At 72.4% G+C, this 23,754-nt stretch carries 22 protein-coding genes and 1 tRNA gene; 9 read left to right on the top strand and 14 right to left on the bottom strand.

Going from position 1 to position 23,754, the window contains the following annotated elements:
• Nucleotides 1–38: 38 nt before the first annotated feature.
• Nucleotides 39–806: a TetR/AcrR family transcriptional regulator gene (locus tag BOQ63_RS20785; RefSeq protein WP_030286506.1), complete on the top strand. Its 768-nt coding sequence runs from the start codon at nt 39–41 to the stop codon at nt 804–806.
• Here BOQ63_RS20785 and BOQ63_RS20780 read toward each other — a convergent pair.
• The gene (locus BOQ63_RS20780) at nt 793–1,197 is read right to left on the bottom strand and encodes a winged helix-turn-helix transcriptional regulator (protein ID WP_051824471.1); all 405 of its coding nucleotides are present in this window, start codon (nt 1,195–1,197) and stop codon (nt 793–795) included. The two genes, BOQ63_RS20785 and BOQ63_RS20780, sit on opposite strands and share 14 nt — an antisense overlap.
• A 98-nt stretch (nt 1,198–1,295) precedes the next feature.
• Between BOQ63_RS20780 and BOQ63_RS20775 the strand changes: the two genes are divergently transcribed.
• The gene (locus tag BOQ63_RS20775) at nt 1,296–2,144 is read left to right on the top strand and encodes an SDR family oxidoreductase (protein ID WP_030286502.1); all 849 of its coding nucleotides are present in this window, start codon (nt 1,296–1,298) and stop codon (nt 2,142–2,144) included.
• 144 nt (nt 2,145–2,288) lie between these two features.
• Nucleotides 2,289–3,293 carry an EamA family transporter RarD gene (gene rarD / locus BOQ63_RS20770; protein WP_030286500.1) on the top strand — a complete coding sequence of 335 codons (1,005 nt, stop codon included), beginning with the start codon at nt 2,289–2,291 and terminating at the stop codon, nt 3,291–3,293.
• A 40-nt stretch (nt 3,294–3,333) separates the two neighbouring features.
• On the opposite strand, the gene BOQ63_RS20765 is transcribed toward rarD, so the two are convergent.
• From BOQ63_RS20765 to BOQ63_RS20755, 3 genes are read right to left on the bottom strand one after another with little or no spacing between them, the layout of a single operon-like run.
• Complete coding sequence (locus tag BOQ63_RS20765; protein ID WP_030286498.1) at nt 3,334–4,209, bottom strand: ABC transporter permease; 876 nt, start codon at nt 4,207–4,209, stop codon at nt 3,334–3,336.
• Nucleotides 4,196–5,281 carry an ABC transporter ATP-binding protein gene (locus tag BOQ63_RS20760; protein ID WP_030286496.1) on the bottom strand — a complete coding sequence of 362 codons (1,086 nt, stop codon included), beginning with the start codon at nt 5,279–5,281 and terminating at the stop codon, nt 4,196–4,198. The genes BOQ63_RS20765 and BOQ63_RS20760 overlap by 14 nt, the downstream gene beginning before the upstream one ends.
• A gap of 3 nt (nt 5,282–5,284) precedes the next feature.
• Entirely contained in the window at nt 5,285–6,550 is a 1,266-nt protein-coding gene (locus BOQ63_RS20755) for a LolA family protein (protein ID WP_072654767.1), read from the bottom strand.
• A gap of 181 nt (nt 6,551–6,731) precedes the next feature.
• Here BOQ63_RS20755 and BOQ63_RS20750 point away from each other — a divergent pair, with 181 nt between their 5' ends.
• Both BOQ63_RS20750 and BOQ63_RS20745 read left to right on the top strand, forming a co-directional pair.
• The gene (locus BOQ63_RS20750; RefSeq protein WP_030286492.1) at nt 6,732–9,320 is read left to right on the top strand and encodes a bifunctional FO biosynthesis protein CofGH; all 2,589 of its coding nucleotides are present in this window, start codon (nt 6,732–6,734) and stop codon (nt 9,318–9,320) included.
• A gap of 173 nt (nt 9,321–9,493) precedes the next feature.
• Nucleotides 9,494–10,609 carry an ADP-ribosylglycohydrolase family protein gene (locus BOQ63_RS20745; protein ID WP_072654766.1) on the top strand — a complete coding sequence of 372 codons (1,116 nt, stop codon included), beginning with the start codon at nt 9,494–9,496 and terminating at the stop codon, nt 10,607–10,609.
• A gap of 174 nt (nt 10,610–10,783) precedes the next feature.
• Here the strand turns inward: BOQ63_RS20745 and BOQ63_RS20740 are convergent, their stop codons facing one another.
• The 3 genes from BOQ63_RS20740 to BOQ63_RS20730 all read right to left on the bottom strand — a co-directional run bounded on the left by BOQ63_RS20740 (nt 10,784) and on the right by BOQ63_RS20730 (nt 13,048).
• Nucleotides 10,784–10,993, bottom strand: a complete 210-nt coding sequence (locus BOQ63_RS20740) for a DUF397 domain-containing protein (RefSeq protein ID WP_030286489.1) — start codon at nt 10,991–10,993, stop codon at nt 10,784–10,786.
• Complete coding sequence (locus tag BOQ63_RS20735) at nt 10,990–11,853, bottom strand: helix-turn-helix domain-containing protein (protein ID WP_030286488.1); 864 nt, start codon at nt 11,851–11,853, stop codon at nt 10,990–10,992. Before BOQ63_RS20735 ends, BOQ63_RS20740 begins: the two co-directional genes overlap by 4 nt.
• Before the next feature lie 454 nt (nt 11,854–12,307).
• Nucleotides 12,308–13,048, bottom strand: coding sequence for a GOLPH3/VPS74 family protein (locus tag BOQ63_RS20730; protein WP_030286487.1), 741 nt, complete (start codon nt 13,046–13,048; stop codon nt 12,308–12,310).
• Nucleotides 13,049–13,347: 299 nt separating this feature from the next.
• Between BOQ63_RS20730 and BOQ63_RS20725 the strand changes: the two genes are divergently transcribed.
• Nucleotides 13,348–15,747: a hypothetical protein gene (locus tag BOQ63_RS20725; protein ID WP_191093579.1), complete on the top strand. Its 2,400-nt coding sequence runs from the start codon at nt 13,348–13,350 to the stop codon at nt 15,745–15,747.
• A 120-nt stretch (nt 15,748–15,867) separates the two neighbouring features.
• Nucleotides 15,868–15,940: transfer RNA gene (locus tag BOQ63_RS20720), tRNA-Arg, on the top strand.
• An 89-nt stretch (nt 15,941–16,029) separates the two neighbouring features.
• Here the strand turns inward: BOQ63_RS20720 and BOQ63_RS20715 are convergent.
• On the bottom strand, nt 16,030–16,974 hold the full coding sequence (locus BOQ63_RS20715) for a phosphatase PAP2 family protein (protein WP_072654764.1): 945 nt from the start codon (nt 16,972–16,974) through the stop codon (nt 16,030–16,032).
• A gap of 423 nt (nt 16,975–17,397) precedes the next feature.
• On the opposite strand from BOQ63_RS20715, the gene BOQ63_RS20710 reads away from it, so the two are divergent.
• Together BOQ63_RS20710 and BOQ63_RS20705 are read left to right on the top strand one after the other, a co-directional pair.
• A complete protein-coding gene (locus BOQ63_RS20710; protein ID WP_030286482.1) occupies nt 17,398–18,369 on the top strand; it encodes a sigma-70 family RNA polymerase sigma factor in 972 nt (323 codons plus the stop codon).
• Nucleotides 18,370–18,514: 145 nt separating this feature from the next.
• On the top strand, nt 18,515–18,814 hold the full coding sequence (locus BOQ63_RS20705; protein WP_141763704.1) for a hypothetical protein: 300 nt from the start codon (nt 18,515–18,517) through the stop codon (nt 18,812–18,814).
• A 26-nt stretch (nt 18,815–18,840) separates the two neighbouring features.
• Here BOQ63_RS20705 and mscL read toward each other — a convergent pair whose 3' ends face one another.
• The 6 genes from mscL to BOQ63_RS20675 form a co-directional block, all read right to left on the bottom strand.
• Nucleotides 18,841–19,257: a large conductance mechanosensitive channel protein MscL gene (mscL, locus tag BOQ63_RS20700; protein WP_030286478.1), complete on the bottom strand. Its 417-nt coding sequence runs from the start codon at nt 19,255–19,257 to the stop codon at nt 18,841–18,843.
• Between the two features lie 30 nt (nt 19,258–19,287).
• Entirely contained in the window at nt 19,288–19,560 is a 273-nt protein-coding gene (locus tag BOQ63_RS20695; RefSeq protein ID WP_141763705.1) for a hypothetical protein, read from the bottom strand.
• Nucleotides 19,561–19,907: 347 nt separating this feature from the next.
• The gene (locus BOQ63_RS20690) at nt 19,908–20,240 is read right to left on the bottom strand and encodes an FmdB family zinc ribbon protein (protein ID WP_072654763.1); all 333 of its coding nucleotides are present in this window, start codon (nt 20,238–20,240) and stop codon (nt 19,908–19,910) included.
• A 125-nt stretch (nt 20,241–20,365) separates the two neighbouring features.
• Nucleotides 20,366–21,742, bottom strand: coding sequence for an MFS transporter (locus tag BOQ63_RS20685; RefSeq protein WP_223885992.1), 1,377 nt, complete (start codon nt 21,740–21,742; stop codon nt 20,366–20,368).
• Nucleotides 21,743–21,965: 223 nt separating this feature from the next.
• A complete protein-coding gene (locus BOQ63_RS20680) occupies nt 21,966–22,088 on the bottom strand; it encodes a hypothetical protein (RefSeq protein ID WP_318299368.1) in 123 nt (40 codons plus the stop codon).
• A gap of 18 nt (nt 22,089–22,106) precedes the next feature.
• Entirely contained in the window at nt 22,107–23,591 is a 1,485-nt protein-coding gene (locus tag BOQ63_RS20675; protein WP_030286474.1) for a potassium/proton antiporter, read from the bottom strand.
• Nucleotides 23,592–23,754: the final 163 nt, after the last annotated feature.

Raw genomic sequence — 23,754 nt, 5'->3', positions numbered from 1 at the left:
ACGCACCGGTGAAGGGATCCCGTGAAAGGATCCTGCGCATGGCCACGGACCGCAGCAGCGCAGGAGACCCGGCGCGCACCCTCGCCCTGCTCTGGGGGCTGACCGCCGAGGAGAAGCCCGGACGGCGCGGCCCGAAGCAGGCCCGTTCGACCGGTGAGATCGCCGCCACCGCCATCGCCCTGGCCGACGCCGAGGGCGTGGACGCCGTCACCATGCGCCGGGTCGCCCAGGAACTCGGGCTGTCCCCGATGGCGCTCTACACCTACGTGCCGGGCAAGGCCGAGCTGCTGGACCTGATGCTGGACACCGTCTACGCGACCATGCCCCGCACCGCCCCGGCCGACGACGGCTGGCGGGCCCGGGCCACCGCCGTCGCCGACGACAACCGGGCGCTGTTCCGCGCCCACCCGTGGGTCGCCGCCGTGTCCACCAGCCGCCCGCCGCTCGGCCCGGGCCTGATGGCCAAGTACGAGTACGAGCTGAGCGCCCTGGAGGGCACCGGCCTGCCCGACGTCGAGCTGGACGCCGCGCTGACCCACCTGCTGGGCTTCGTCCAGACCTGCGCCCGGATGGCCGCCGACGAGCGGGCCGCCCAGCAGGACAGCGCCCTGACCGACGCCCAGTGGTGGCAGGCCAACGCCGACCTGCTGGCCCGGGTCTTCGACCCCGAGCGCTACCCGGTCGCCGCCCGGGTCGGCGCCGCCGCCGGCGAGGCCCACGGCGGCGCGTACAGCCCGGACCACGCCTACGCCTTCGGCCTGGCCCGCGTCCTGGACGGGCTGGCCGCGCTGATCAGGGAGCGGTAGGCCGCCCGTCGTACTCCTCGCGGGCCGCGACCACCGAACCCACCCGCTGCTCGGACCAGTGCGCGAGCGCCGCGACCAGCTCGGCCGCCTCCCGTCCGAGCGGCGTGAGGCTGTAGTCGACCCTGGGGGGAATCACCGGGTGCGCCTCGCGCAGCACGAAGCCGTCCCGCTCTAGCGTCTGCAGGGTCTGCGCGAGCATCTTCTCGCTGACCCCCGACACCCGTCGGCGCAGTTCGCTGAACCGGTAACCGCGCTCGCGCAGCGCACCGAGGACGAGCACGCCCCAGCGGCTGGTGACGTGCTCCAGCACACCCCGGGACGGGCACATCCGGTCGAAGACGTTCGCCGGCGGCGGTCCGCTCAGGCTCACCCGCATCTCACTTACCTCCATGCCAGTACCGTACTTTGACGTGCGTACTTTCGAAAGGTTAGTGCCATCCCTAGGGTGAGTTGCGAGGCCAGAGGGTCACCCAGGAGAAGGAGCACCCCATGTACGTCGTCACCGGAGCCACCGGCCAGCTCGGCCGCCTCGTCGTCGAAGGCCTGCTGGCCAGGGTCCCCGCGAGCGAGGTGGCGGTCGCCGTCCGTTCCGCCGGGAAGGCGACCGACCTGGCCGCGCGCGGGGTCGACGTCCGCGTGGTCGACTACGACGAGCCGCGGACCCTCGCCGGCGCCTTCGCCGCCGGCGACCGGGTGCTGCTGATCTCGGGCAGCGAGGTCGGCCGCCGCGTCCCGCAGCACCGGGCCGTGGTCGAGGCCGCCCGGACGGCCGGGGTCGCCCTGCTCGCCTACACGAGCATCCTCGGCACGGCGACCTTCCGGCTGGCCGAGGAGCACAAGGCGACCGAGGAGCTGATCCTGGCCTCCGGACTGCCGTACGCCTTCCTGCGCAACGGCTGGTACACCGAGAACTACCTGGCCGACGCGGCCGGCACGGTGGCGCGCGGCGTGGTGCTGGGCAGCGCCGGGGACGGCCGGGTGGCCACCGCCCCGCGCCGGGACTACGCCGACGCGGCGGTCGCCGTCCTGCTGGACGGGAGCGAGCAGAACCGGGCCTACGAGCTGAGCGGCGACGCCGCCTGGAGCCTGCCCGAGCTCGCCGCCGAGCTGGCGAAGGCCTCCGGCGAGCCCGTCGGGCACCGCGACGTCACCCCGGCCGAGCACCTGGACGTCCTGGTCGGCGCCGGCCTGCCGCAGGGTTTCGCCGAGGCGCTGGTCGACGTGGACGCGGGCATCGCGCGCGGCGAGCTGGCCGGCACCCCGGGCGACCTCGCCCGGCTGATCGGCCGCCCGACCGTCCCGCTGGCGGAGTCCGTCCGTGCGGCGCTGGGTGCCTGAGACAGCTCACCCGACCTGCGAGAACGCCGGTCCCGTCCAGCATTCAAGCAATGTCATGACCAAAATCCGGAAACGGAGATGACAGCCTGCCCTCCCGCCCGCTACCGTCGCCAGGACGACACGCGCGCGGGAGGGCACTCGGCCATGCCACAGACAACCCAGCAGGACAGCGGCCGAGGCCTCTGGTACGGCATGGCGGCCTACGGGATCTGGGGGCTCTTCCCCCTCTTCTGGCCGCTGCTGGAGCCCGGCGCCGCCGACGACATCCTGGCCAACCGGATGGTCTGGTCCCTGGTCGCGGTGGCGCTGATGCTGGTCGCCCAGCGGCACTGGGGCTGGATACGCCCGCTGCTGCGCCAGCCCCGCCGGCTCGCCATGCTGGCCGGCGCGGCCACGGTGATCTCCGTCAACTGGGGCGTCTACATCTGGGCCGTCAACAGCGGCCACGTGGTGGAGACCAGCCTCGGCTACTTCATCAACCCGCTGGTCACCATCGGCTTCGGGGTCCTGGTGCTCAAGGAACGGCTGCGCGGCGCGCAGTGGACGGCCGTCGGCATCGGCGCCGCCGCCGTCGCGGTGCTGAGCGTCGCGTACGGGCAGCTGCCGTGGATCGCGCTCACCCTGGCGCTCTCCTTCGCCACCTACGGCCTGCTGAAGAAGCAGGTCGGGCTGAGCGGCCTGGAGAGCCTGGCCGCCGAGAGCGCCTTCATGTTCCCCTTCGCCCTCGGCTACCTGGTCTACCTGGAGGTCAGCGGGCGCGGCACCTTCGGGCACACGGTGGCCGGCTCGTACGGCTGGGGGCACTCCGGGCTGCTGATGCTCAGCGGGGTGATCACCGCGATCCCGCTGCTGTTCTTCGGCGCGGCCGCCGTCCGGGTGCCGCTGACCGTGATGGGCCTGCTGCAGTACCTGGCGCCGGTGTTCCAGTTCCTGATCGGCGTCGCGGTGTTCCACGAGTCGATGCCACCGGCGCGCTGGGCCGGCTTCGCCCTGGTGTGGGCCGCCCTCGCGGTGCTCACCTGGGACGCGCTGCGCCAGGTGCGGGCCGACCGCGCCGGGCGGGCCGCGGCCGTGCCGCAGCCCGCCCCGACGACGGCGGCCCCGGCGGCGGCTTCGGCCGCGGCCGCCAAGGAAGCCGTCACCAGCTGACGCCCCTCACCGGCTGGGACCGCCCACCGGCTGACGCCGCTCAGGCGCTGATGTCCCGGCTGCTGAACCGGGCCCAGGCCGCCGAGCCGAACACCGCGACGTAGGCGGCCTGCAACCCGAGGTCCTTCCACACCCCGTCCCAGTACATCGGCTCGCGCAGCAGGTCCGAGAAGCTCATCCAGTAGTGGGTGAACAGGAACGGCCGGACGGCGTCCAGCTGCGGGAAGGCGTCCAGGATCTGCACCGTGATCACCAGCCCGACGGTCGCGGCCATCGCCGCGATGCCGCTGCCGGTGAGGGTGGAGACGAACAGCCCGATCGCCACCAGCCCGGCCAGCGAGACCGCGACCACCCCGGCCACCAGCACCGCCCGCAGCAGGGCGTCGGTGAAGCCGATGGTGTCCCCGGAGATCAGCGTGACCTCGCCGAGCGGGAACAGGGTGGCGCCGGTGGCCAGCGCCGTCACCGCGACCGCCGCGGTGGCGGCCAGACAGAACACCAGCCCGGCGGTGAACTTCGCGGCCAGCAGCCTGGTCCGCCCGGCCGGGGCGACCAGCAGGTAGCGCAGCGTGCCGGTGGCCGCCTCGCCCGCCACCGAGTCCCCGGCGACCACGCCGACCGTCATCGGCAGGAAGACCGGCAGGGCCACCGCCAGCGCGGTGAACACCAGGAACAGGCCGTTCTGGGTGGTCTGCGCGATGAAGCTCGGCGCCCCGCCGCCACCGCCGCGCGGACTGTCCGTGTTGAGCTTGACGATCACCCCGATCAGGATCGGCAGCGCCGCCAGGATGGCCAGCAGCACCTTGGTGCGCATCCGGCGGAAGGTCAGGTGCAGCTCGTTGCGGAACAGCGCCAGGAACCCGGACGTGGTCTGCGGCCGCCGGCCGGCCACCAGCACCGTCTCAGCCTGCGACATCGAAGCCCTCCCCGGTCAGCGCCACGAAGGCGTCCTCCAACGTGCCCCGCTCCAGCCCGAACCCGTGTACCCGGACCCCGGCCTCGACCAGCGCCGCGCACAGCTTGGGCAGCGCCTCGTCGACGCTCGCGCCCAGCTCGCCGTCCACCCGGCCCTCGCCCGGCACCAGCGCGCCCACCTGGTGGGCCGCCAGCACCTCGGCGGCCTGCGCCACGTCGGGGGTGCGGACCACCAGCCGGCCCTGCGCGCGGGCGGCCAGCTCGGTGACGGTGCCCTGCACCACCAGCCGGCCGCGGGACATCACCGCGGCATGGGTGCAGACCTGCTCGATCTCGTCCAGCAGGTGGGAGGAGAGGAACACCGTGGTGCCCTCCGCCGCGACCTCCCGGACCAGCGCCCGGATCTCCCGCATGCCCTGCGGGTCCAGGCCGTTGGTCGGCTCGTCCAGTACCAGCAGTTCGCGCGGCTGCAGCAGTGCGGCGGCCAGGCCCAGACGCTGCTTCATGCCCAGCGAGTAGGCGCGGGCCTTCTTGCCTGCGGCGGCGCTCAGCCCGACCCGCTCCAAGGCGGCCTCGACCCGTTCGCGTCGGGTGCGCGGGTCGGCGGTCGGGTCGGCGGCGTCGAAACGGACCAGGTTGTCCCGGCCGGACAGGAAGCCGTACAGGGCCGGGCCCTCGATCAGCGCGCCCACCCGGGGCAGCACGGTGGCGACGGACTGCGGCATCGACTCGCCGAGCACGGTGGCCGTGCCGGAAGTGGGGGCGATCAGGCCCATCAGCATCCGGATGGTGGTGGTCTTGCCGGAGCCGTTGGGCCCGAGGAAGCCGAAGACGGAGCCGCGCGGGACGGTCAGGTCCAGGCCGTCGACGGCGAGCTGGCCGCCGCGGAAGCGCTTGGTCAGGCCGCGGGTCCTGATCACGTCGTCGGCCGGGGCACCGGAGGTCCGGGAGGCACCGGAGGTGCGGGAGGCAAGGGGAGCGGGGGTGGCGGAAGGAACGGGGGCCGGGCGCGACGCGGCGCCCGGGCCCCCGGCCGACTCCGTAACGTCCCCCGTTACGGGAGTCTCGGTCATCCGTCAGTTCACCCCGGCGGCGTGCTGGAGGACCGGCAGGGTCACCGCGCCGGCGAAGACCCGGCCGTCGTCGGTGAGCAGGACGTTGACGACCTTGGTGCTGATCAGGGTGCCGCCGCCGACCGGCTTGCCGAGCGACTTCACCAGGGCCTGCGGGTTCATCGGCCGGCCGTGCTGCTTGCCCTGCTTGCCGTTGCCCTGCGAGCCCTGCGCGGGCGCCTCGACGCCGGTGGGCAGCTGGGTGGAGACCACCGCCGTCCAGCCCTCGCCGATCACGTTCACCCCGTCGTGGCCCTTGCCCCGGTCGCCCTTCCCGCCCTGGTCGCCCTTCTTGTTCTGGGCGTCGTGACCGGCCGCCGCCTCGTCCGCCTTCTTCTCCGTCACCTTGGCCCCCTTGGGCGCGGTGAAGTCGAAGGTCTTGGCCGTGGGCTCGGCGAAGGACACGTCGGTGAAGTGGACGTCCAGCACGGTGGAGCCGTCGGTGGACTTCACCACCACCGCGAGCGGCACCCCGTTGTCGGCGGCCACCGAGATCCGCACCTCGGAGACGGTCGAGCCGGACTGGGTCGGCTTGACGCTCAGCTGGTACGCCTTCTGTCCGGCCACGTTGGCCGTCCCGGCCACGGTGACGGAGGTGGTGCCGGCGCTGCCGGTGAGGAACTGCCTGGCGGCCTCCTGGGGGGTGGCCGGCACCCCGGTCAGCGGCGCCTTCGGTGCCTTGGCCCCGGCGTGCCCGGCCGGACGCCCCGTCATGTGCAGGGCGGTGTTGGTCGAGCTGTCCCAGGCCCAGCTCTGGTCGCCGTTGCGGACCAGGGTGTAGCCCGCCATGTTCTCCATCAGGTCCACCCGCTGGCGGTCCGGACCGTCCACCGCGACCCGCAGGGTCTGGTCGCCGCCGAGCAGGCCGAGCAGCTTGGACTGCGGGTCCGCCGAGGCCCCGCCCTGGTCGCTGCCGTGCCCGGCGGCCGCACCGAGCCCGCCGGCCGCGGCGCCCAGCAGCTGGCTGGGCACCCCGAGGTCGGTGGAGACGGAGACCGTCCCGGACAGGGCCTGGGTGTCGGACCCGAGCACCTTGGTCACCACCTGCTCGGCCGACAGCTGCGGCAGGTCCGGCGGCGAGTCGGCGGCCAGCGCCGGCACCAGCCCCACCCCGGCGGCGATCACCGCGCCCACCGCCACCGGCACCCCGGCCCGCACCAGGGTGCGCCGCCGTGAGCGGTACGGCACCCCGCCGTCCAACTGGTCCTCCACCGCCGTCTCATTGGTCATGGCGTATTCAACTCCTCTGGGAACGAGTGCGTTTGGCACTGCTCCTCCATTAGAGGCCGGTGCCGCCGCCGCGTCATCGCCCTGCAGGGTCACTTCGAGGTGAACCTGATGGGTACATCGACCCTGAGACGGCCTCAGGGTTGTGTACTACCCACGTACCGCCCTGGCGTAGGGTCGCGCCATGGACGGAACCGCCACGGACGCAAGCAACCCCCCGACCGCTAACGCGATGCGGCGCGCCCTGCGCCGCGCCCGGGCCGGCGTCGCCCTCGACCTGACCGAGGCCGCCGTGCTGCTCCAGGCCAGAGGCGAGGACCTGCGCGACCTGTGCGCCAGTGCCGCCCGGGTGCGTGACGCCGGCCTGGAGGCGGCCGGCCGTCCCGGCGTCATCACCTACTCCAAGAGCGTCTTCGTCCCGCTCACCCGGCTCTGCCGCGACAAGTGCCACTACTGCACCTTCGCCACCGTCCCCGGCAAGCTGCGCCGGGCCGGGCACGGGATGTTCATGTCCCCGGACGAGGTGCTGGAGGTGGCCCGGCGCGGGGCCGAACTCGGCTGCAAGGAAGCCCTGATCACGCTCGGCGACAAGCCCGAGGACCGCTGGCCCGAGGCCCGCGAGTGGCTGGACGCGCACGGCTACGACGACACCATCGCCTACGTCCGGGCGATGTCCGTCCGCATCCTGGAGGAGACCGGGCTGCTCCCGCACCTCAACCCCGGGGTGCTGAGCTGGACGGACTTCCAGCGGCTCAAGCCGGTCTCCGCCTCGATGGGCATGATGCTGGAGACCACCGCCACCCGGCTGTGGAGCGAGCCCGGCGGCCCCCACCACGGCTCCCCGGACAAGGAACCGGCCGTCCGGCTGCGGGTGCTGGAGGACGCGGGCCGCAGCTCCGTGCCGTTCACCAGCGGGCTGCTGATCGGCATCGGCGAGACCCACCAGGAGCGCGCCGAGTCGCTGTTCGCGCTGCGCAGGGTGTCCCGGGCCTACCACGGCATCCAGGAGCTGATCCTGCAGAACTTCCGCGCCAAGCCGGACACGGCGATGCGCGGCATGCCCGACGCCGAACTCGACGAGCTGGTGGCCACGGTGGCGGTCGCCCGGCACCTGCTGGGCCCCACCGCCTGCCTCCAGGCGCCGCCGAACCTGGTGGACGGCGAGTACGAGCGGCTGATCGCGGCCGGCATCGACGACTGGGGCGGCGTCTCCCCGCTCACCCCGGACCACGTCAACCCCGAGCGCCCCTGGCCGCAGATCGACCGCCTGGCCGAACGTTCCGCCGCGGCCGGCTTCGAGCTGCGCGAGCGCCTGGCCGTCTACCCCGAATACGTGCTGCGCGGTGAACCGTGGCTGGACCCGCGGGTCCTGCCGCACGTCCGTGCCCTGGCCGACCCGGCCACCGGCCTGGCGAACCCGGACGCCACCGTCCAGGGCCACCCCTGGCAGGAGCCCGAGGACCTGCCGGAGGCGTACGGCCGGACCGACCTGCACACCGCCGTCGACACCGAGGGTCGCACCGGCGACCGCCGGGCCGACTTCGAGGACGTGTACGGCGACTGGGAGGTGCTGCGCGAACAGGTGCTGGCGAAGGGCGCGCCCGAACGCCTCGCCGGGGACCTGCGCGAGGCGCTGGCGGTGGCCGCCGACGACCCGGTGAAGCTCACCGACGACCACGCGCTGGCGCTGTTCCACGCGGACGGCCCGGCCCTGGACGCCCTGTGCCGGATCGCCGACGACGTCCGCCGCGACGCGGTCGGCGACGACGTCACCTACTGCGTCACCCGGAACATCAACTTCACCAACGTCTGCTACACCGGCTGCCGCTTCTGCGCCTTCGCCCAGCGCCGCACCGACGCCGACGCCTACACCCTGTCCCTGGAGCAGGTCGCCGAGCGGGCCGCCCAGGCCTGGGAGGTGGGCGCCACCGAGGTGTGCATGCAGGGCGGCATCCACCCGGACCTGCCCGGCACCGCCTACTTCGACATCGCCCGCGCGGTGAAGGAGCGCGTCCCCGGCATCCACGTGCACGCCTTCTCCCCGATGGAGGTGGTCAACGGCGCGACCAGGACCGGGCTCTCGATCCGCGACTGGCTGCAGAAGGCCCAGGAGTCCGGCCTGGACACCATCCCGGGCACCGCCGCCGAGATCCTCGACGACGAGGTCCGCTGGGTGCTCACCAAGGGCAAGCTGCCGGCCGCGACCTGGGTCGAGGTGGTCACCACCGCGCACGAGCTGGGCATCCGCTCCTCCTCCACCATGATGTACGGGCACGTGGACACCCCCGCGCACTGGCTCGGCCACCTGCGGCTGCTCGCAGAGATCCAGCAACGCACGGGCGGGTTCAGCGAGTTCGTCACCCTCCCGTTCATCCACACCAACGCCCCGGTCTACCTGGCCGGCATCGCCCGCCCCGGACCGACCGCCCGGGACAACCGCGCGGTGGTCGCGATGGCCCGGCTGCTGCTGCACCCGCACATCCCCAACATCCAGACCAGCTGGGTCAAGCTCGGCGCGGAGGGCGCGGCCGAGATGCTCCGCTCGGGCGCCAACGACCTCGGCGGCACGCTGATGGAGGAGACCATCTCGCGGATGGCCGGTTCGGCGTACGGCAGCTACAAGTCGGTGCGCGACCTCCAGGCGATCGCCGAGGCCGCGGGCCGGCCGCACCGCCAGCGCACCACTCTGTACGGCGAGGTCCCGGCCGAGCGCCGGGAGGCGGCACTGGCCTCGGACGGGCACCTGCCGGAGCTGCTGCCCGTCCTGGACTAGGACCTGTCGATCAGGGGCCCCGGGTCGTCGTCGGGCCGGCGGCCGGGGCGGGGAACCGAAGTACGAGGGACGCCGTCGTTCCGCTCGCGCCTTCGAATACAGTGCCAGGGCGCGCGCCACGGCCGTGCGTCGCGCGGACCGGCCCCCACCCCGACGAAAGGCGCCCCGTCGTGATGCCACTGTGGTCACGAGCCCAGCAGCAGGACTTCCGCAGCCGGGTGCGCGGCTGCCTGCTCGGCGGTGCCATCGGTGACGCGCTCGGCGCCGGCGTCGAGTTCGAACCGCTGGAGAAGATCCGGGCCCAGCACGGCCCGCAGGGCGTCACCGGCTACGTCCCCGCGTACGGGCGCACCGGCGCCGTCACCGACGACACCCAGCTCAGCCTGTTCACGGTGGACGGCCTGATTCGCGCCCACATCCGGCGCGACACCGGCAGCTGGCACCCGCCCACCGACCTCCACCTGGCCTACCTGCGCTGGGCCGCCACCCAGCGCGACTGGGGCCCCGACGAGCGCCGCCCGGACCTCGGCTGGCTCGGCCGCGAGGAGTGGCTGTACGCCCAGCGCGCCCCGGGCCAGGGCTGCCTGACCGGCCTCAGCGGACCGGACGGCGAGCGGCTCGGCACCCTGGAACGGCCCAAGAACCCGCACTCCAAGGCCTGCGGCACGGTGGTCCGGGCGGCGCCGTTCGGGCTGCTCACCACCTGGGAGCCGGGCCTGGTGTTCCAGCTCGCGGTGGAGTGCTCGGTGCTCACCCACGGCCACCCCACCGGCTACCTCGCGGCGGGCGCGCTCGCGGTGATCGTCCAGTCCGTGGCCCGCGGCGGCACCCTGGAGGAGGGCGTCCACCTGGCGCTGGCGCTGCTCTCCGAGCGGCAGGCGCACGAGGAGACCACCGCCGCCCTGCGGGCCGCGCTGGACGCGGTGCGGGCCGGCGAACCGTCCGCCGAGCGGGTCGAGGCGCTGGGGGAGGGCTGGGTCGCGGAGGAGGCGCTGGCCATCGCGGTCTACTGCGCGCTGGTCGCCCACGACGTGCGCTCGGGGCTGCTGCTGGCCGTCAACCACTCCGGGGACAGCGACTCCACTGGCGCGATCTGCGGCAACCTGCTCGGGGTGCTGCACGGCGACACCGCGCTGCCCCCGGGCCTGGTGGCGGGACTGGAGGGGCGCGGGGCGATCCTCGAACTCGCCGACGACTTCGCGCTGGAGCTGATGCACGGCACCGAACTGCACGACCGGCAGAGCCCGGAGGGGGTCGACTGGGTCGCCCGCTACCCGGTGGCGCACTGAGCGGCCGGGCGGTGCGGCGGCCGGGTGGTGCGGTGGCCGGGTGGTGCGGCGGTCGTGCCGTGGGAACGACCGTTCTGCGAAGGGGAGCCCACGACACGGCAGTTGCCCGTAGCGCGACCGCCGCTCGGGGCGACGGACACCGCTATGGGCAACTGGGCCGAGCACGGATCCGGTTCAGACCTCGCCGAATGCCCCCGCCGCCACGGCCGACGCGAACGCGTTCCAGGCCTCGGAGGAGAAGCGCAGTTGCGGGCCGTCCGGGTCCTTGGAATCCCGGACCGCCACCGCTCCCGCGGCCGGTCCGGCGATCTCCACGCAGGCGCCCTGGCCTCCACTGTGACTGCTCTTGCGCCAACGGGTTCCGTGCTCGGCGGGGGTGCTCATTCGTGGTATCCCTTTTCGATGTCGGCTATCAGCGACCGGCTCTCCGCGACACCGAGTGCGGCCGCTCTCAGGTAGTCGTAGAGACCGGTATAGCGGCGCACATCGGCCTCCTTCTCCAGGTAGAGATCGCTCGTCACACCTTCGAAGTAGACAACCGTGGAATCGGCTGACTCCGGGAACTCGAGCAGGGAGAATGTCCCGGTCATGCCGGGATGGGCGCCGTGCGAGAACGGGATCACCTGGATGGTGATGTTCGGGCGCAGGCTCAGCTCCAGCATCTGCCGCAGCTGCCGGGCCATGACCTCGCGACTGCCCACCTCGCGGCGCAGCGCCGCCTCGTCTATGACGGTCCACAGGCTGCCGAGCTGGTTGTCGCCGTGGACGCGCTCCTGGCGCTTCATCCGCACCTGCACCCGGCGCTGCACCGCGTTGGCGTCGGTGTCCGGCTGGGTGCCCTCGACCACCGCCTGGGCGTACTGCTCGGTCTGCAGCAGACCGGGGATGAACGAGGACTCGTAGGCGCGGATCGAGGAGGCCTCCGCCTCCAGGCCGATGTAGACGCTGTACGGCGTCGGCATGTCGTTGAAGTCGTGCCACCAGCCGCGCTGGCGGGACTCCTTGGCCATCTCCATCAGGCTGCTGCGCATCTGCTCGTCGGAGACGTTGTACACGTCGCAGAGGTCGCGCACGTCGCGCTGGCTGATGCTGCGGCGGCCGTTCTCCAGTCGGCTGATCTTCGACTGGGAGACCATCAGTCGGCCGGCCACCTCCTCCGCCGTCATCCCGAGGCCCTCGCGGAGCTTGCGCAGCTCCGAGCCGAGCCGCCGGCGGCGCACGGTGGGATTGATGTTCGCGGACACGTCGACCTCCGGCCGAACCTCTGGTGATCGTTGGAACGGCAGCCCTCGGAACACTTCGGACATTGGGACCAACCCCCCTGACTTGGAGCAGCATGACACCTTGGGCCAGCTCGGCGCCGGGGAATCACAGCAGCGCAGTAGAACAGATCATCGGAAAAGCGCGTCCGTGAGACACCGGGAGCTCCCAGGTGGTAATGCGGCTCGGCGACTCGAACCGGTAGTGAGCCGGTGGGCCCCGGCGGGCCTCCGGGAACGGCAGAGGGGCGGTCGCCGGGCGACTTGCGTCGCGGGGCGACCGCCCCTGGTGCTACTGGTGGTGCCGGTCGTGCCGGTCGTGCCGGTCGTGCCGGCGGTACGGAGTTGCGCGGACGGTGGTTCAGCGCCTTCGGCGGGCGTGAACGGTGTGCTGCACGCTGCCGGACGCGCCGCCGGGCACGCCGTCGGCGGTTTCGGATCAGCGGACCGCGACCCGTGGGGCGGCGACCCGCCCGCCCGAGGTCCGGCCCGCGGCACGGGCACCGGGGCGGCCGGTGGCGGCCCCGGAACTCTGGGAAGAACGGTTCTGCTGTGTCGGCAGGCCGTTCTGCACGTCCATCACGGCGTGCGCGACCATCCCGCCCAGCGGGTCGTACCGGATCAGGTCGCGCAGCCGCGATCGTGAGGACCGGCCCTCGTTGCCCGGGTACAGGTGCTTGCCCAGCCCCACCGAGTGGGCGAGGGCCGCGAGCGCGGCCGTCCGCGGGTCCGGCGGCACGCCGGTGCGGATCGCGGTGTCCAGCCGCTGCTTGATCGCGGCGTTGGTGCAGTCGTCCGACGCCTGGTACCGGGTCGTCGGCAGCACCCCGCACACCTGCCCCGGCACGGCCGTGACCATGCCGCAGCGTTCCAGGTGCGCCAGGTACGTCTGCCGCAGCCCCAGCCGGGGCCCGCCGATCCAGTGCGCGGCGCGGACCGGACTGCCGCGTCGTCGCAGCAGCTCCAGTGCGTGGTCAAGGGTCGGGTCGCCGGTCGGCCGTGCGAGCACGACGGCGATCCGGTCGCCCTCCGGTACGATCCGTCCGGCCAGGGACAGCTCGACGAGCTGCGCCCCGGCGAGTCCGAGGTCGAGGGTCTGCGGCTGCGCCGTGGTACCCGTGGTCGGGTCCAAAGCGAGCAGCAAGAGTTCCTCGGGAACAGTTCTGCGGCTCTTGCCCATCCAAGCCTCCCCGCGTGGATGAGAGACAGGGTGACGCCTCTCACACGGGCTTGTCGAGTACGCCTCCGAATCGTGACCTTGCGGTGAAGGCGCGGAACCGGCGGCCTCCGGCCCGGCGTCTGACTCTCGAACAGACAGCGGTGCGGCCGTGCGGCGGCAATAAGCGCCGGTCGGGCGGGGTGTGCGCGGCTGGATCGACCGTCGGTGGCGGAGACTGTACAGGTACACGGGGCGGGGCGTCGGCTTCCCGAAATCGGGTCTGCCGGTGCCCCGCCGGGGCGTTGAGGAGGCTGGGATACGTGGGCGAGTCCCCCGACAGGGTGCTGAGGGACGGCGAGCGGAAGCAGGACCGCGAGCGCGAAGGGACCGGTGCGCGGGCTGTCGGTGCGTCAGCCGGGGCCTCCGCCGACGCGTCCGCGGAGGGGTCGGCCGACGCCGCGGCGGAGAGTGCGGCGGAGACCGGGGCCAAGGCCGCGGCGGAGGCCGAGGTCGAGGCACCCGCCGAGGCGCCCGCTGACGCACCCGCCGAGGCATCCGCCGACACGCCGAAGACCGATGCCAAGGGCGGTTCGACCGTACAGCTCCGTGTCCGGGATGTGGACAGCCGGACGACGATGCTGCGGCTGCCGGTGGACAACAAGACCACCGCGCTCCGGCTGCCCGAGGAACTGCGGAAGCCTACGGGCGATGACAGTTCCGACGGTGCGGCAAGGGAGACGAAGGACTCGCCGAAGGCTGACGGAGCGAAGGAGGCCGCCGAGCGGCCGCCCGTCGCCGACCCGCGTCTCGCCATGCGGACAGCGGCGGTGGCGGCGGAGAAGGCCGACGAGAAGGCCGACGAGAAGGCTGCGGAGAAGACCGAGAAGGCCGACGAGAAGGCTGCGGAGAAGACCGGCGGCGCGGCCGACACGCCCGACGCCGACTCCTCCACCGACGCCGACTCCTCCACCGACGCCTCCTCGGACACTGACACCGAGGCGGACAGGGACGCCGACACCGCGGCCGACCCCCGCGCCGGCGGTGCCACCGCAACCGTCGTACTGACCAGGAACGGGCAGCCCGGTCAGAAGGCGGACGAGCCGGGCGAGTCGAATGGGTCTGCTGGGTCTGCCGAGTCGGGCCGGACCGAGAAGCTGGAGAAGCCGGAGCCGCGTCGCGCCCCCGCGGCCCCCGCCGCCGGGACCGTCCCCGAGCCCCCGGAGCCGGCTCCGGTGCCCGAGCCGACCCCCGTCCCGGAGCCGGTGCCCGAGCCGACTCCGGCGCCCAGGCCCCTCCCCGAGCCCGAGCCGGCCCCGACTCCGGCCCCTCCACTGCCGCCCGTCCCGCCGCTGCCCCGGCCGGAGCCGCTGCCCTCCCCGCAGCCCGCTCCCCAGCCGGCGCCGCAGCCGCAGCCCCAGCCCGCTCCCGAGCCCTCGCCCGAGAACACGGCTGAGGCGATGGAGGTCCTGGCCACCCTCAACGCCCGCCCGGTCACGCCGCTACGGCGTGCGCTCAAGCGGATCACCATCTGGACGGTCTTCCTGGCCGTGGTGCTCGGCGCGGTCGTGGTGGCCCAGCTGCTGCGCCCGCTGCCGGACGCGAAGGTGCGGATGACGACCGCGGGCAGCTTCAGCTTCTCCGGTGACCCGCTCGACCTCGCCTGGCCGGCCAAGGGCCAGTCCGCCGCCGAGGTGGTCGGCGTCGGCAGCCTGGGCAGCTCGGGCCAGGAGACGCCGGCCCCGATCGCCAGCGTCACCAAGGTGATGAACGCCTACCTGATCCTGCAGAAGTTCCCGCTGAAGAAGGGGGAGAGCGGGCCCAAGATCATGGTCGACCCGCAGGCCGCGCAGGAGTCCGGCAACAGCGACGAGTCCCGGGTCACGCTCACCGCCGGTCAGGAGCTCACCGAGTACCAGGCCCTGGAACTGCTGATGCTGCCGTCCGCCAACAACGTGGCCCGGCTGCTCGCCCGCTTCCACTCCGGCAGCGAGGAGGCGTTCGTCAAGCAGATGAACGACACCGCGGCCAAGTTCGGCATGACCAACACCATCTACGCCGACCCGGCGGGCTTCAACGCGGACACCAAGTCCACCGCGAAGGACCAGCTGAAGCTGGCCGAGCAGGTCATGAAGGACGACATCTTCCGGCAGATCGTCTCCACCCCGGACACCACGTTCAACAACGTGAAGATCTCCAACACCAACAACCTGATCAACCCGAAGACCGGCGTGATCGGCGTCAAGACCGGCTCCAGCACCCCGGCCGGCGGCTGCCTGATGTGGGCCGCCTACAAGGAGATCGGCGGCGTGAAGCGGATGATCCTCGGCGTCACCCTGGGCCAGCAGGCCACCTCGCCCAACCCGGGCGACGGCATCCTGCCCACTGTGCTCAAGGTCAGCGGCAAGCAGATCCAGGCCGCGCAGAACGGGCTGACCGGCCAGACCGTGGTGAAGAAGGGCGACGTCGTCGGCACGGTGGACGACGGCCTCGGCGGCAAGGTCCCGGTCGTCGCGACCAAGGACCTCGTGGTGGCCGGCTTCCCGGGCGTCACCGGCACGATCACCCTGGACCCGACCCCGCTCCACCACAACGAGAAGGCGGGCAAGGAGATCGGCTCCCTGCGCGTGGGTTCCGGCGACAGCAAGTCGGAGGTTCCGGTGGCCCTCCAGTCCGACCTCAGCCCGCCGTCCATCCAGTCCCGCCTGCTGCGCCTCCTCTGAGCCCTGACCTCCCCCTCCCCGACCCCGAAGGGGGAGCCGGCCCACCCGGTTCCCCCTTCACCGCCCCCGGCCCATCCCCGATCCGGTACGCTGTGAACGGCCTGGTCACCGACCGGCCGCGCCTCAGTAGCTCAGGGGATAGAGCACGGCTCTCCTAAAGCCGGTGTCGCAGGTTCGATTCCTGTCTGGGGCACAGCAGAACCGCAGCTCGCAGGCCCTCCTCCCACCCCGGGACGGAGGGCCTGCGGCATTTCGGGGGGTGGTTCGCCGCGGTTCGCGGTCTCAGCGGACCGGCGCGTCCGGACGGTCGGCCGGGTCGTCCCTGCCGGGCACGTCCGACTCGGCACCGGCCAGCGGGCCGTCGTCCAGCGGGTCGTGGTTCCGTGGGTCGGCGTTCAGTGGGTCGCCGGCCGGCGCGCCACGATCCGACGGGCCGTCGCTCGAGGGTCCGTCGTCCAACGGGCCGTCGGGGCGGGGAGTGCGGTCGTAGGGCACGATGACCCGCTGGACCCGGGGCCTGGTGCGCCAGTTGACCCGTCGTACGTCACGGGCCAGTGCGCCCGGGCGCCAGAGCTCGATCGCGGCCGTGACGACTCCCAGCACGACGCCGGCGGCCAGCCAGCCCGCCAGCACGTCGCTGGGCCAGTGCACCCCGAGGGCGGTGCGGGTCCACCCGATGGTCAGCACCGTCGCCGCGGCCACCGCGCAGGCGGCGGTACGGCCGCGGCGTTGGACCCGGTACCAGAGCAGGCCGACCAGGACGGCGCAGGTGATCGCCGAGGCCATCGCGTGTCCGGAGGGGAAGGCCGGGCCGCCGGCGTGCGCGACCGGGTCGGAAAAGGCGGGCCGCTGCCGGCCGACGGCCAGCTTGAGCGCCCACTGGGCGCCCCAGCCGACCAGTGCCTGGGCGGCCACCCAGCCGGCCAGCACCCGGGCGCCGATCAGCCAGAGCCAGGCGGCCGCGATGCCCAGCAGTGCACGCATCGTGACCGGTCCGCCGATGTCGGAGAGGGTCTGCACCGCGGCGGTCCAGATCCGGTGATCCCGTGCGTAGTCGTGGAGTTCGCTGGTCCAGTCCTGGTCGAACTGGTACAGGGGGTGCCAGCGGCCCGTCACCAGCGTCGCCAGGAGGCAGAACAGCGCGGCGCAGCCCAGCGCGAGCGACGCGTCCCGAAGGAGGCGACGCTGACGCACAGTGACGGAGGTCGTGCTGTTGGTCAGGTGCATGCCTGGTACCTTCCCAGCGTCCTGCGCCGATCGGGAGCCGGGGTGATAGCGATTTGGCATCTTTTGTGCGGAGGACCTGCGTACGCCGGGGTGTGGGTGCGGGCGGAAGCCGGGCGGCGCACGGGAACGCGGGCGATCGCCAAACTGTTCAACGAAGGGGCGGCGGTTGCGTGTGCGGCCGGTGAAGAAGCGCTCGACAGGCAGTCGCGAACGGGCACTTCCCGTGTTCGTCCGGTCACGCGGTGTCCAAACTCGGAGTGAAAACCGGCAGGATACTGCATCGCCGGGAAGAATCTGAGCGACTTGGGAATGTTGTCCGGAATCTGTTCGTTGGATCGTTACGTGTGAGCCCCTCGGGGCCCGCACTTCTTGCCCTCGGGGCAGGCAGGCAGACCTCGGCAAATTCCAGCAAAGGGAGCAAGCATGGCCACCCGTGCCGTCGTTCGCGACAGGGCCGACCGGACTCGCGCGGCCCGCCCGACCAACCTTGAGGCCGATCGCGATCTGGTCGGTATGTACCTCGACGAGATCGCCAGGACGCCCCTGCTCGATGCTGCCGAGGAGGTCGAGCTCTCGCTGCGGATCGAGGCCGGCGTGTACGCCCAGCACATGCTGGACGAGGGCGAACTCCCCGACGGCGTCACGCGCGAGGAGCTGGAGGCGATAGCCGCCGACGCCGAGCGCGCCAAGGACGTCTTCATCCGCTCGAACCTCCGTCTGGTCGTGGCGGTCGCCCGCCGCTACCCGCGCAGTGGCCTGCCGCTGCTGGACCTCATCCAGGAGGGCAACGCCGGCCTGGTGCGCGCCGTCGAGAAGTTCGACTACGCCAAGGGCTTCAAGTTCTCCACCTACGCGACGTGGTGGATCCGGCAGGCGATCACCCGCTCGATCGCCGACCAGTCCCGCACGATCCGGCTGCCCGTGCACCTGGTCGAGGAGCTCGGCCGGATCCGCCGGGTGCAGCGCGAGAAGTCCAAGGAACTGGGCCGGGAGGCGGAGCCGGCCGAGATCGCGGCCGAGCTGGACACCACCGAGGCCCGGATCAAGGACGTGCTGGACTGGGCGCGGGACCCGGTCAGCCTCAACATGTCGGTCGACGACGAGGGCGAGACCCAGTTCGGTGACCTGGTGGAGGACACCGGGGCGACGTCCCCGGAGGACGCCGTGATGGTCATGCTCCGCCGCGAGGAACTGGACGACCTGATCGGGCGGCTGGACGACCGCACGGCCTCGATCATCCGCTCCCGCTACGGCATGGAGGACGGCCGGGAGCGCACCCTCACCGAGGTGGGCAAGCAGCACGGACTCACCCGCGAGCGGATCCGTCAGATCGAGAAGCACGCGCTGGCCGAACTGAAGAAGATCGCCGACCACGCGGGCTTCGAAGCCGCCTGACGGTCGGCGGCCGAGGTCGACCACCCGGGCCTTGGTGCGGAGCGCTCCGCATCGGGGCCCGTGGCGCGTCGCGGGCCTCTTAGGCTGGAGGGACGGGTCGGGCTGTGAACAGGGGACCGGCAGGGGAGTGGACGGAGTGGACAGGGTGAGCGAGCGGCGACAGGAACAGGGGCCAGGAGAGCAGGGCCAGGGAGAGCAGGGCCACGGAGGGCAGGGCCGGGAGGAGCAGGACCGGCGGCAGCCGAAGGCCCAGGGCACTCCGGCCGAGGCGAAGGCCCAGGCCGAGGGCACAGCGAAGGCCCGTCTGGTCTTCCGCGACCCCCTGGACCAGCAGTCCCGGGACGACACCGACGCCGGTTGGGGTGACCGCCCCGGTGCCGGGGAGAGCGGTGGACGGGGGCTGGACTGGTACCTGAGCCAGCGCCCGCCGCACCACGGTGACTAGCGAGCAGTAACGGGTAGCGGGAGGGTCTAGCGCGCCGTGACCAGCGCGTCGCGGATCTCGGTCAGCAGTTGGACCTCCTTGGCCTCGGCCTCGGCCGCCTCCTCGACGACGGTCTTCCGCCTGGCCGCCATCCGGTTCATCGGCACGATCAGGACGAAGTAGACGACGGCGGCGGTGATCAGGAACTGCAGGGCGGCGCTGAGCACCGACCCCCACAGGATGAGGACTCCGGACGTGACCTCACCGGTGCCGCTCACCTCGCACGGCCCCTTGAGGCAGGAACTGTAGGACGCCAGGTCCTTCGTCCCGAACGCGCCGACGATCGGATTGATGACGCCCTTGACGAAGGCGTTGACGATGTTGGTGAAGGCCGCGCCGATGACCACGGCGACGGCGAGTTCGACGACATTTCCCCGCAGCAGGAATTCCTTGAAGCCTTTCATGCCGCCTCGAACGACGAAGTCGTTCCTCGGTTACGGGTGATCCTCCGGAATCCGGGATTGACAACCCGTACGGCCCACCGCGCCCTCGGAGGGCGGTGGCAGCCCGGCCCGCGCGGGCCCGAGCGCGAGCGCCGCGGCCACCGCGAGCAGCACCAGCGCGGGCACCCCGGCCCGTCGGCGGACGGCTCGCCGCCAACGGTGCCACCCGCCGCACCCGCGTCTGATCGGCGGGAAGCTCGGCACCTCCTGTCGGGGCGGCACGGTGGGTGCGGGCAGCGGAACGGACAGGCTCACGGTCGTCATCGGGGGACCTCCGGATTCGCTCGGTCACCGTGCGGTCGGCACCGCCGGGTGACCCACACGATGCGCGCATCCGCCGCCGCCGGAAAGCCGGTTCCCACAACCTGTGGAAAACTCCGCCCCTGTGGACAACTTCGTACACTCACACGAGTGAGACCGACCTCCGAGAACTGACGAACGTCGCGCGGGGACCCCGCGCGGAACCACGGCACCGGACCACGGCACCGGACCACGGAGCGGCGCGGGACCACCGCAAGAACGTGGAAAGGCCCGTCGCCCCCGCGCGAAGCGGGGCCGACGGGCCTTCTCGTGATGCCTCGGAAGCTCCCGGAAACCCCCGGGAGCCGAGCTCAGCTCGCGGCCGGAGCCGGGCTGCTGGACGAGCTGGACGAGCTGGACGAGTTGGAAGCGCTCGACGAGCTCGAAGGACCGGAAGCGCTCGACGAGCCCGACGTCGTCGACGACGTCGAGGAGCCGGCGGACGAACCCACCGAGCTGCTGGAGGACGAGCGGCTGTCGGTCCGGTAGAAGCCCGAGCCCTTGAACACGACGCCCACGGCCGAGAAGACCTTGCGGAGCCGTCCCTGGCAGTCGGGGCACGTGGTCAGCGCCTCGTCGGTGAACTTCTGCACCGCCTCCAGGCCGTTGCCGCACTCGGTGCACTGGTACTGGTACGTGGGCACTTGTCTTCCTCCTGGCACTCTCGCCTGATGAGTGCTAACGATGGTCAATGATGCGGTATTCCGTTGGATCAGTCCAGCGAATCCGGTGTGAGATGCGCCGGTACGGGCCGCGTTCGACCGCTCGCTCAGCCCTTGGCCGCGCCGGCCAGCTGCGCCGGGGCGGGGCGCTCGCCGGACCCTGCCACCACGTGACCGCTCCTGTTCGGTGCGACCAGCAGGTGCCGCATCGACACCAGGGCGACCAGCCCCAGACCGGCGCCGGCCAGCGGTACCAGGAACCCGGCGGACGGCCCGTGGCCGTCGATCAGCCGCCCGGCCACCATCGAGCCGACCGCCAGGCCCAGGCCGATGGCGCCGGTCAGCCAGGTGAAGGCCTCGGTCTTGGCCCCGTCCTCGACCAGCGTCTCGACCAGGGTGTAGCCGCTGATCAGGGTCGGGGCGATGGCCAGGCCGCAGAACAGCCCGGCGATCGACAGCGTGACGAGGTTGGGCATCGCCCACAGCGTCGAGCAGCCGACCACCAGCAGTGCGTAGCTGATGACCATCCGCTGCTGGACGGCCCGGCGCCAGGCGATGACGCCGTAGAGCACGCCGGCCACCATCGAGCCGCCGGCGAAGATCCCGTACACGGTGCCGGCGGCGGCGTGCTGTCCGACCGAGTCGGCGAAGGCGTTCACCGAGACCTGCATGCCGCCGAACACGGCCCCCACCCCGAGGATCACCCCGGCCAGCAGGCGGACGCCGGGCGAGGCCAGCGCTGAGGCGCGCCGCGCGCCGGGCTGCGGGGCGGTCCGGGCGGGGGCGGTACGGCGCTGGGTGGCGAAGACCAGGCCGCCGACGAAGGTCAGCGCGGCCTCGGTGATCAGCGCGGCGGACGGACTGACCGAGGTGGCGATCTTGGCGGCCAGGATCGGGCCGATCACGAAGGTGAACTCGTCCGTCACGGACTCGAAGGCGAACGCGGTGCTCACCTTGGCCGCCGAGGAGGCGGACGCGCCCTCGGCGCCGATCGTGGCGATCCAGCGGGCCCGGACCATCGCGCCGATCTGCGGAACGCTCGCGCCGGCCGGGACGGCGGCCAGGAACAGGCACCAGACCGGCGCGTGGCCGAGGGCCAGCGCGATCAGCAGGCCGACCGAGGCCGCGTGCACCGCGACGGTCGGGAGCAGGACGGCGGCCTGCCCGTACCGGTCGGCGAGCCGCCCGGTCTGCGGGCCGATCAGCGCCTGCGCGACGGCGGCGATCGCCGTGACGGTGCCGGCGGTGCCGTACGAGCCGTAGGTGTTCTCGACGAGCATCAGGATGCCCATGCTGAGCATCGCGTAGGGCAGCCGCGCGACGAAGGCGGGGGCCAGGAACGTCCAGGCGCCGGGCGTGCGCAGCAGCGCGCCGTAACCGACCTTGGTCGGTGCGATCGCGCTGTGGGGGGTGCCGGCCGCGGTGTCCGGAGCGGTGTCCGGGGTGGAGTCCGCGGCGATCTCGACCGTTCGGCGGGCCGTCACGGTCGGTCCTTCCTGCTGCCTGGTAGCGCGGCAGGGCATGGGGTGGCCCCGACGGCGCCGAGAGTCGTCCTCTCGCGCGTCGACCGGGGTAGATACCGGGCCGGCCGGGCCTGGTGGGCCGGGGCCGGACCGCGGCCGCCGAGCGGTCGCGCCAACTCTGCGTCAGGCAGATGCTGGGGGTGGTCTAGCGGTAGTTATACGGCGTAGTCGAACCAGCATACAGTTACGCGCGTAGATTCTGCCAGACCACCCACTTCACCAGCAGTGGCGCCAGCACCGGCACCGGCTGCGGCGCCAGCACCGGCACCGGCTGCGGCGCCAGCAGCGGCACCGGCACCGGCAGCAAGCAGCGGACCGAAGGCCGTCAGCGCCCGTTCAGCCACCCGGCCAGCTTGCCGCCCTTGTCCACGGCCCGCAGCCGCCGCTCCGCCGCCTCGCTCACCTCGTCCGTGGTGACCACCAGCAGCTCGTCCCCGCCGCGCAGCATCGTCGCCTTGTCCGGCACGAACGAGTTGCCCTCCCGCACGACCAGGGTGACCGCCGCCCCCTTGGGCAGCCGCAGCTCGCTGATCTCCACCCCGGACATCCGCGAGGCCGGCGAGAGCGTGATCGCCAGCAGGTGCCCGTGCAGCTTCTCCAGCGGCGCCGACTCGATGTCGAGGTCCTGGCCCATCGCGCCCTCGCCGATCTTCAGCCGCTTGGCCATCCAGGGCAGGGTCGGTCCCTGGAGCAGGGTGAAGACGACGACCAGGATGAAGACGATGTTGAACACGTCCGCGGCCTTGTGGGCGCCGGAGACCACCGGGATGGTGGCCAGCACGATGGGCACCGCGCCGCGCAGCCCGGCCCAGCTCAGCAGGGCCTGCTCGCGGCCGGGCACCCTGAACGGGGTCAGCGTGAGCACCACGGACAGCGGCCGGGCCAGGAAGACCAGCACCGTGCCGATCACCAGCGCGGGCACCACGGCGTCGCCCATGCTCTCGGGCGCGGCGAGCAGCCCGAGCAGCACGAACATGCCGATCTGCCCTATCCAGGCCAGCCCGTCGGCGAAACCGCGCACGGCCGGTCCGTGCGGGAGCTTGGAGTTCCCGAGGATCACCGCGCTGATGTAGACGGCGAGGAATCCGGAGCCGTGCAGCAGCGAGCCGCCGGCGTAGGCGAGCACGGTCAGCGCCACCACGGCGATCGGGTAGAGGCCCGAGGATGGCAGCGCGACGTGCTTCACCGCGAACGCGCCGAGCTTGCCGATGGCCAGGCCGACCGCCGCGCCGATCGCCAGTTCGGCGACGATCGTGCCGAGCAGTACGTACCAGGTGTCCGGTTCGCCGGTGGAGGCGAAGGCGACGACCAGGATGACCACGGGCGCGTCGTTGAAGCCGGACTCGGCCTCCAGCAGGCCGGTGAGCCGGTGCGGTAGCGGGACCATCCGCAGCACCGAGAAGACGGCCGCGGCATCGGTGGAGGAGACGATCGCCCCGAGCAGCAGCGAGGTCCGCCAGTCCAGGCCGACCAGCCAGTGGGCGCCGGCCGCGGTGACGAAGACGCTGATCCCGACGCCGACGGTGGCCAGTACGGTGGCCGCCGGCAACGACGGTCTGACGTCGCGCCAGTTGGTCTTGAGGCCGCCTTCGGCCAGGATCACCACGAGTGCCGCGTAGCCGAGCACCTGGGTCAGTTCGGCGTTGTTGAAGGTGACGCCGATCCCGTTCTGGCCCAGTGCCACGCCGATCCCGAGGTAGATCAGCAGACTGGGCAGTCCTGATCGGGTCGAGAACCGGACGGCGACCACCGCGAAGAGCAGGATCACGGAGGCTTCGAGCAGGAGCTGGTTCAGATGGGCGACGTTCACGCAGTGGCACCTCGGGCAGGCATGGGCGGGCGGGGTGTCAGGTGGTGCAGAAGTGGCAGGTGGTGCGGCAGTGTCTGTAGTGCGGGAGTGTTCCGTGCGTACAGAGAGGAGTGCTGTCGAGCACGGACCCGCTAAGAAGTCGTCAATGCTCCTGTTGCGGATC

It is taken from the genome of Streptomyces viridifaciens (genome assembly GCF_001888885.2).
GTDB classification, from domain to species: Bacteria; Actinomycetota; Actinomycetes; order Streptomycetales; family Streptomycetaceae; genus Kitasatospora; species Kitasatospora aureofaciens.
Note: the sequence above shows the minus strand (reverse complement) of the source record. Positions and strands in the feature narration are given on the sequence as shown.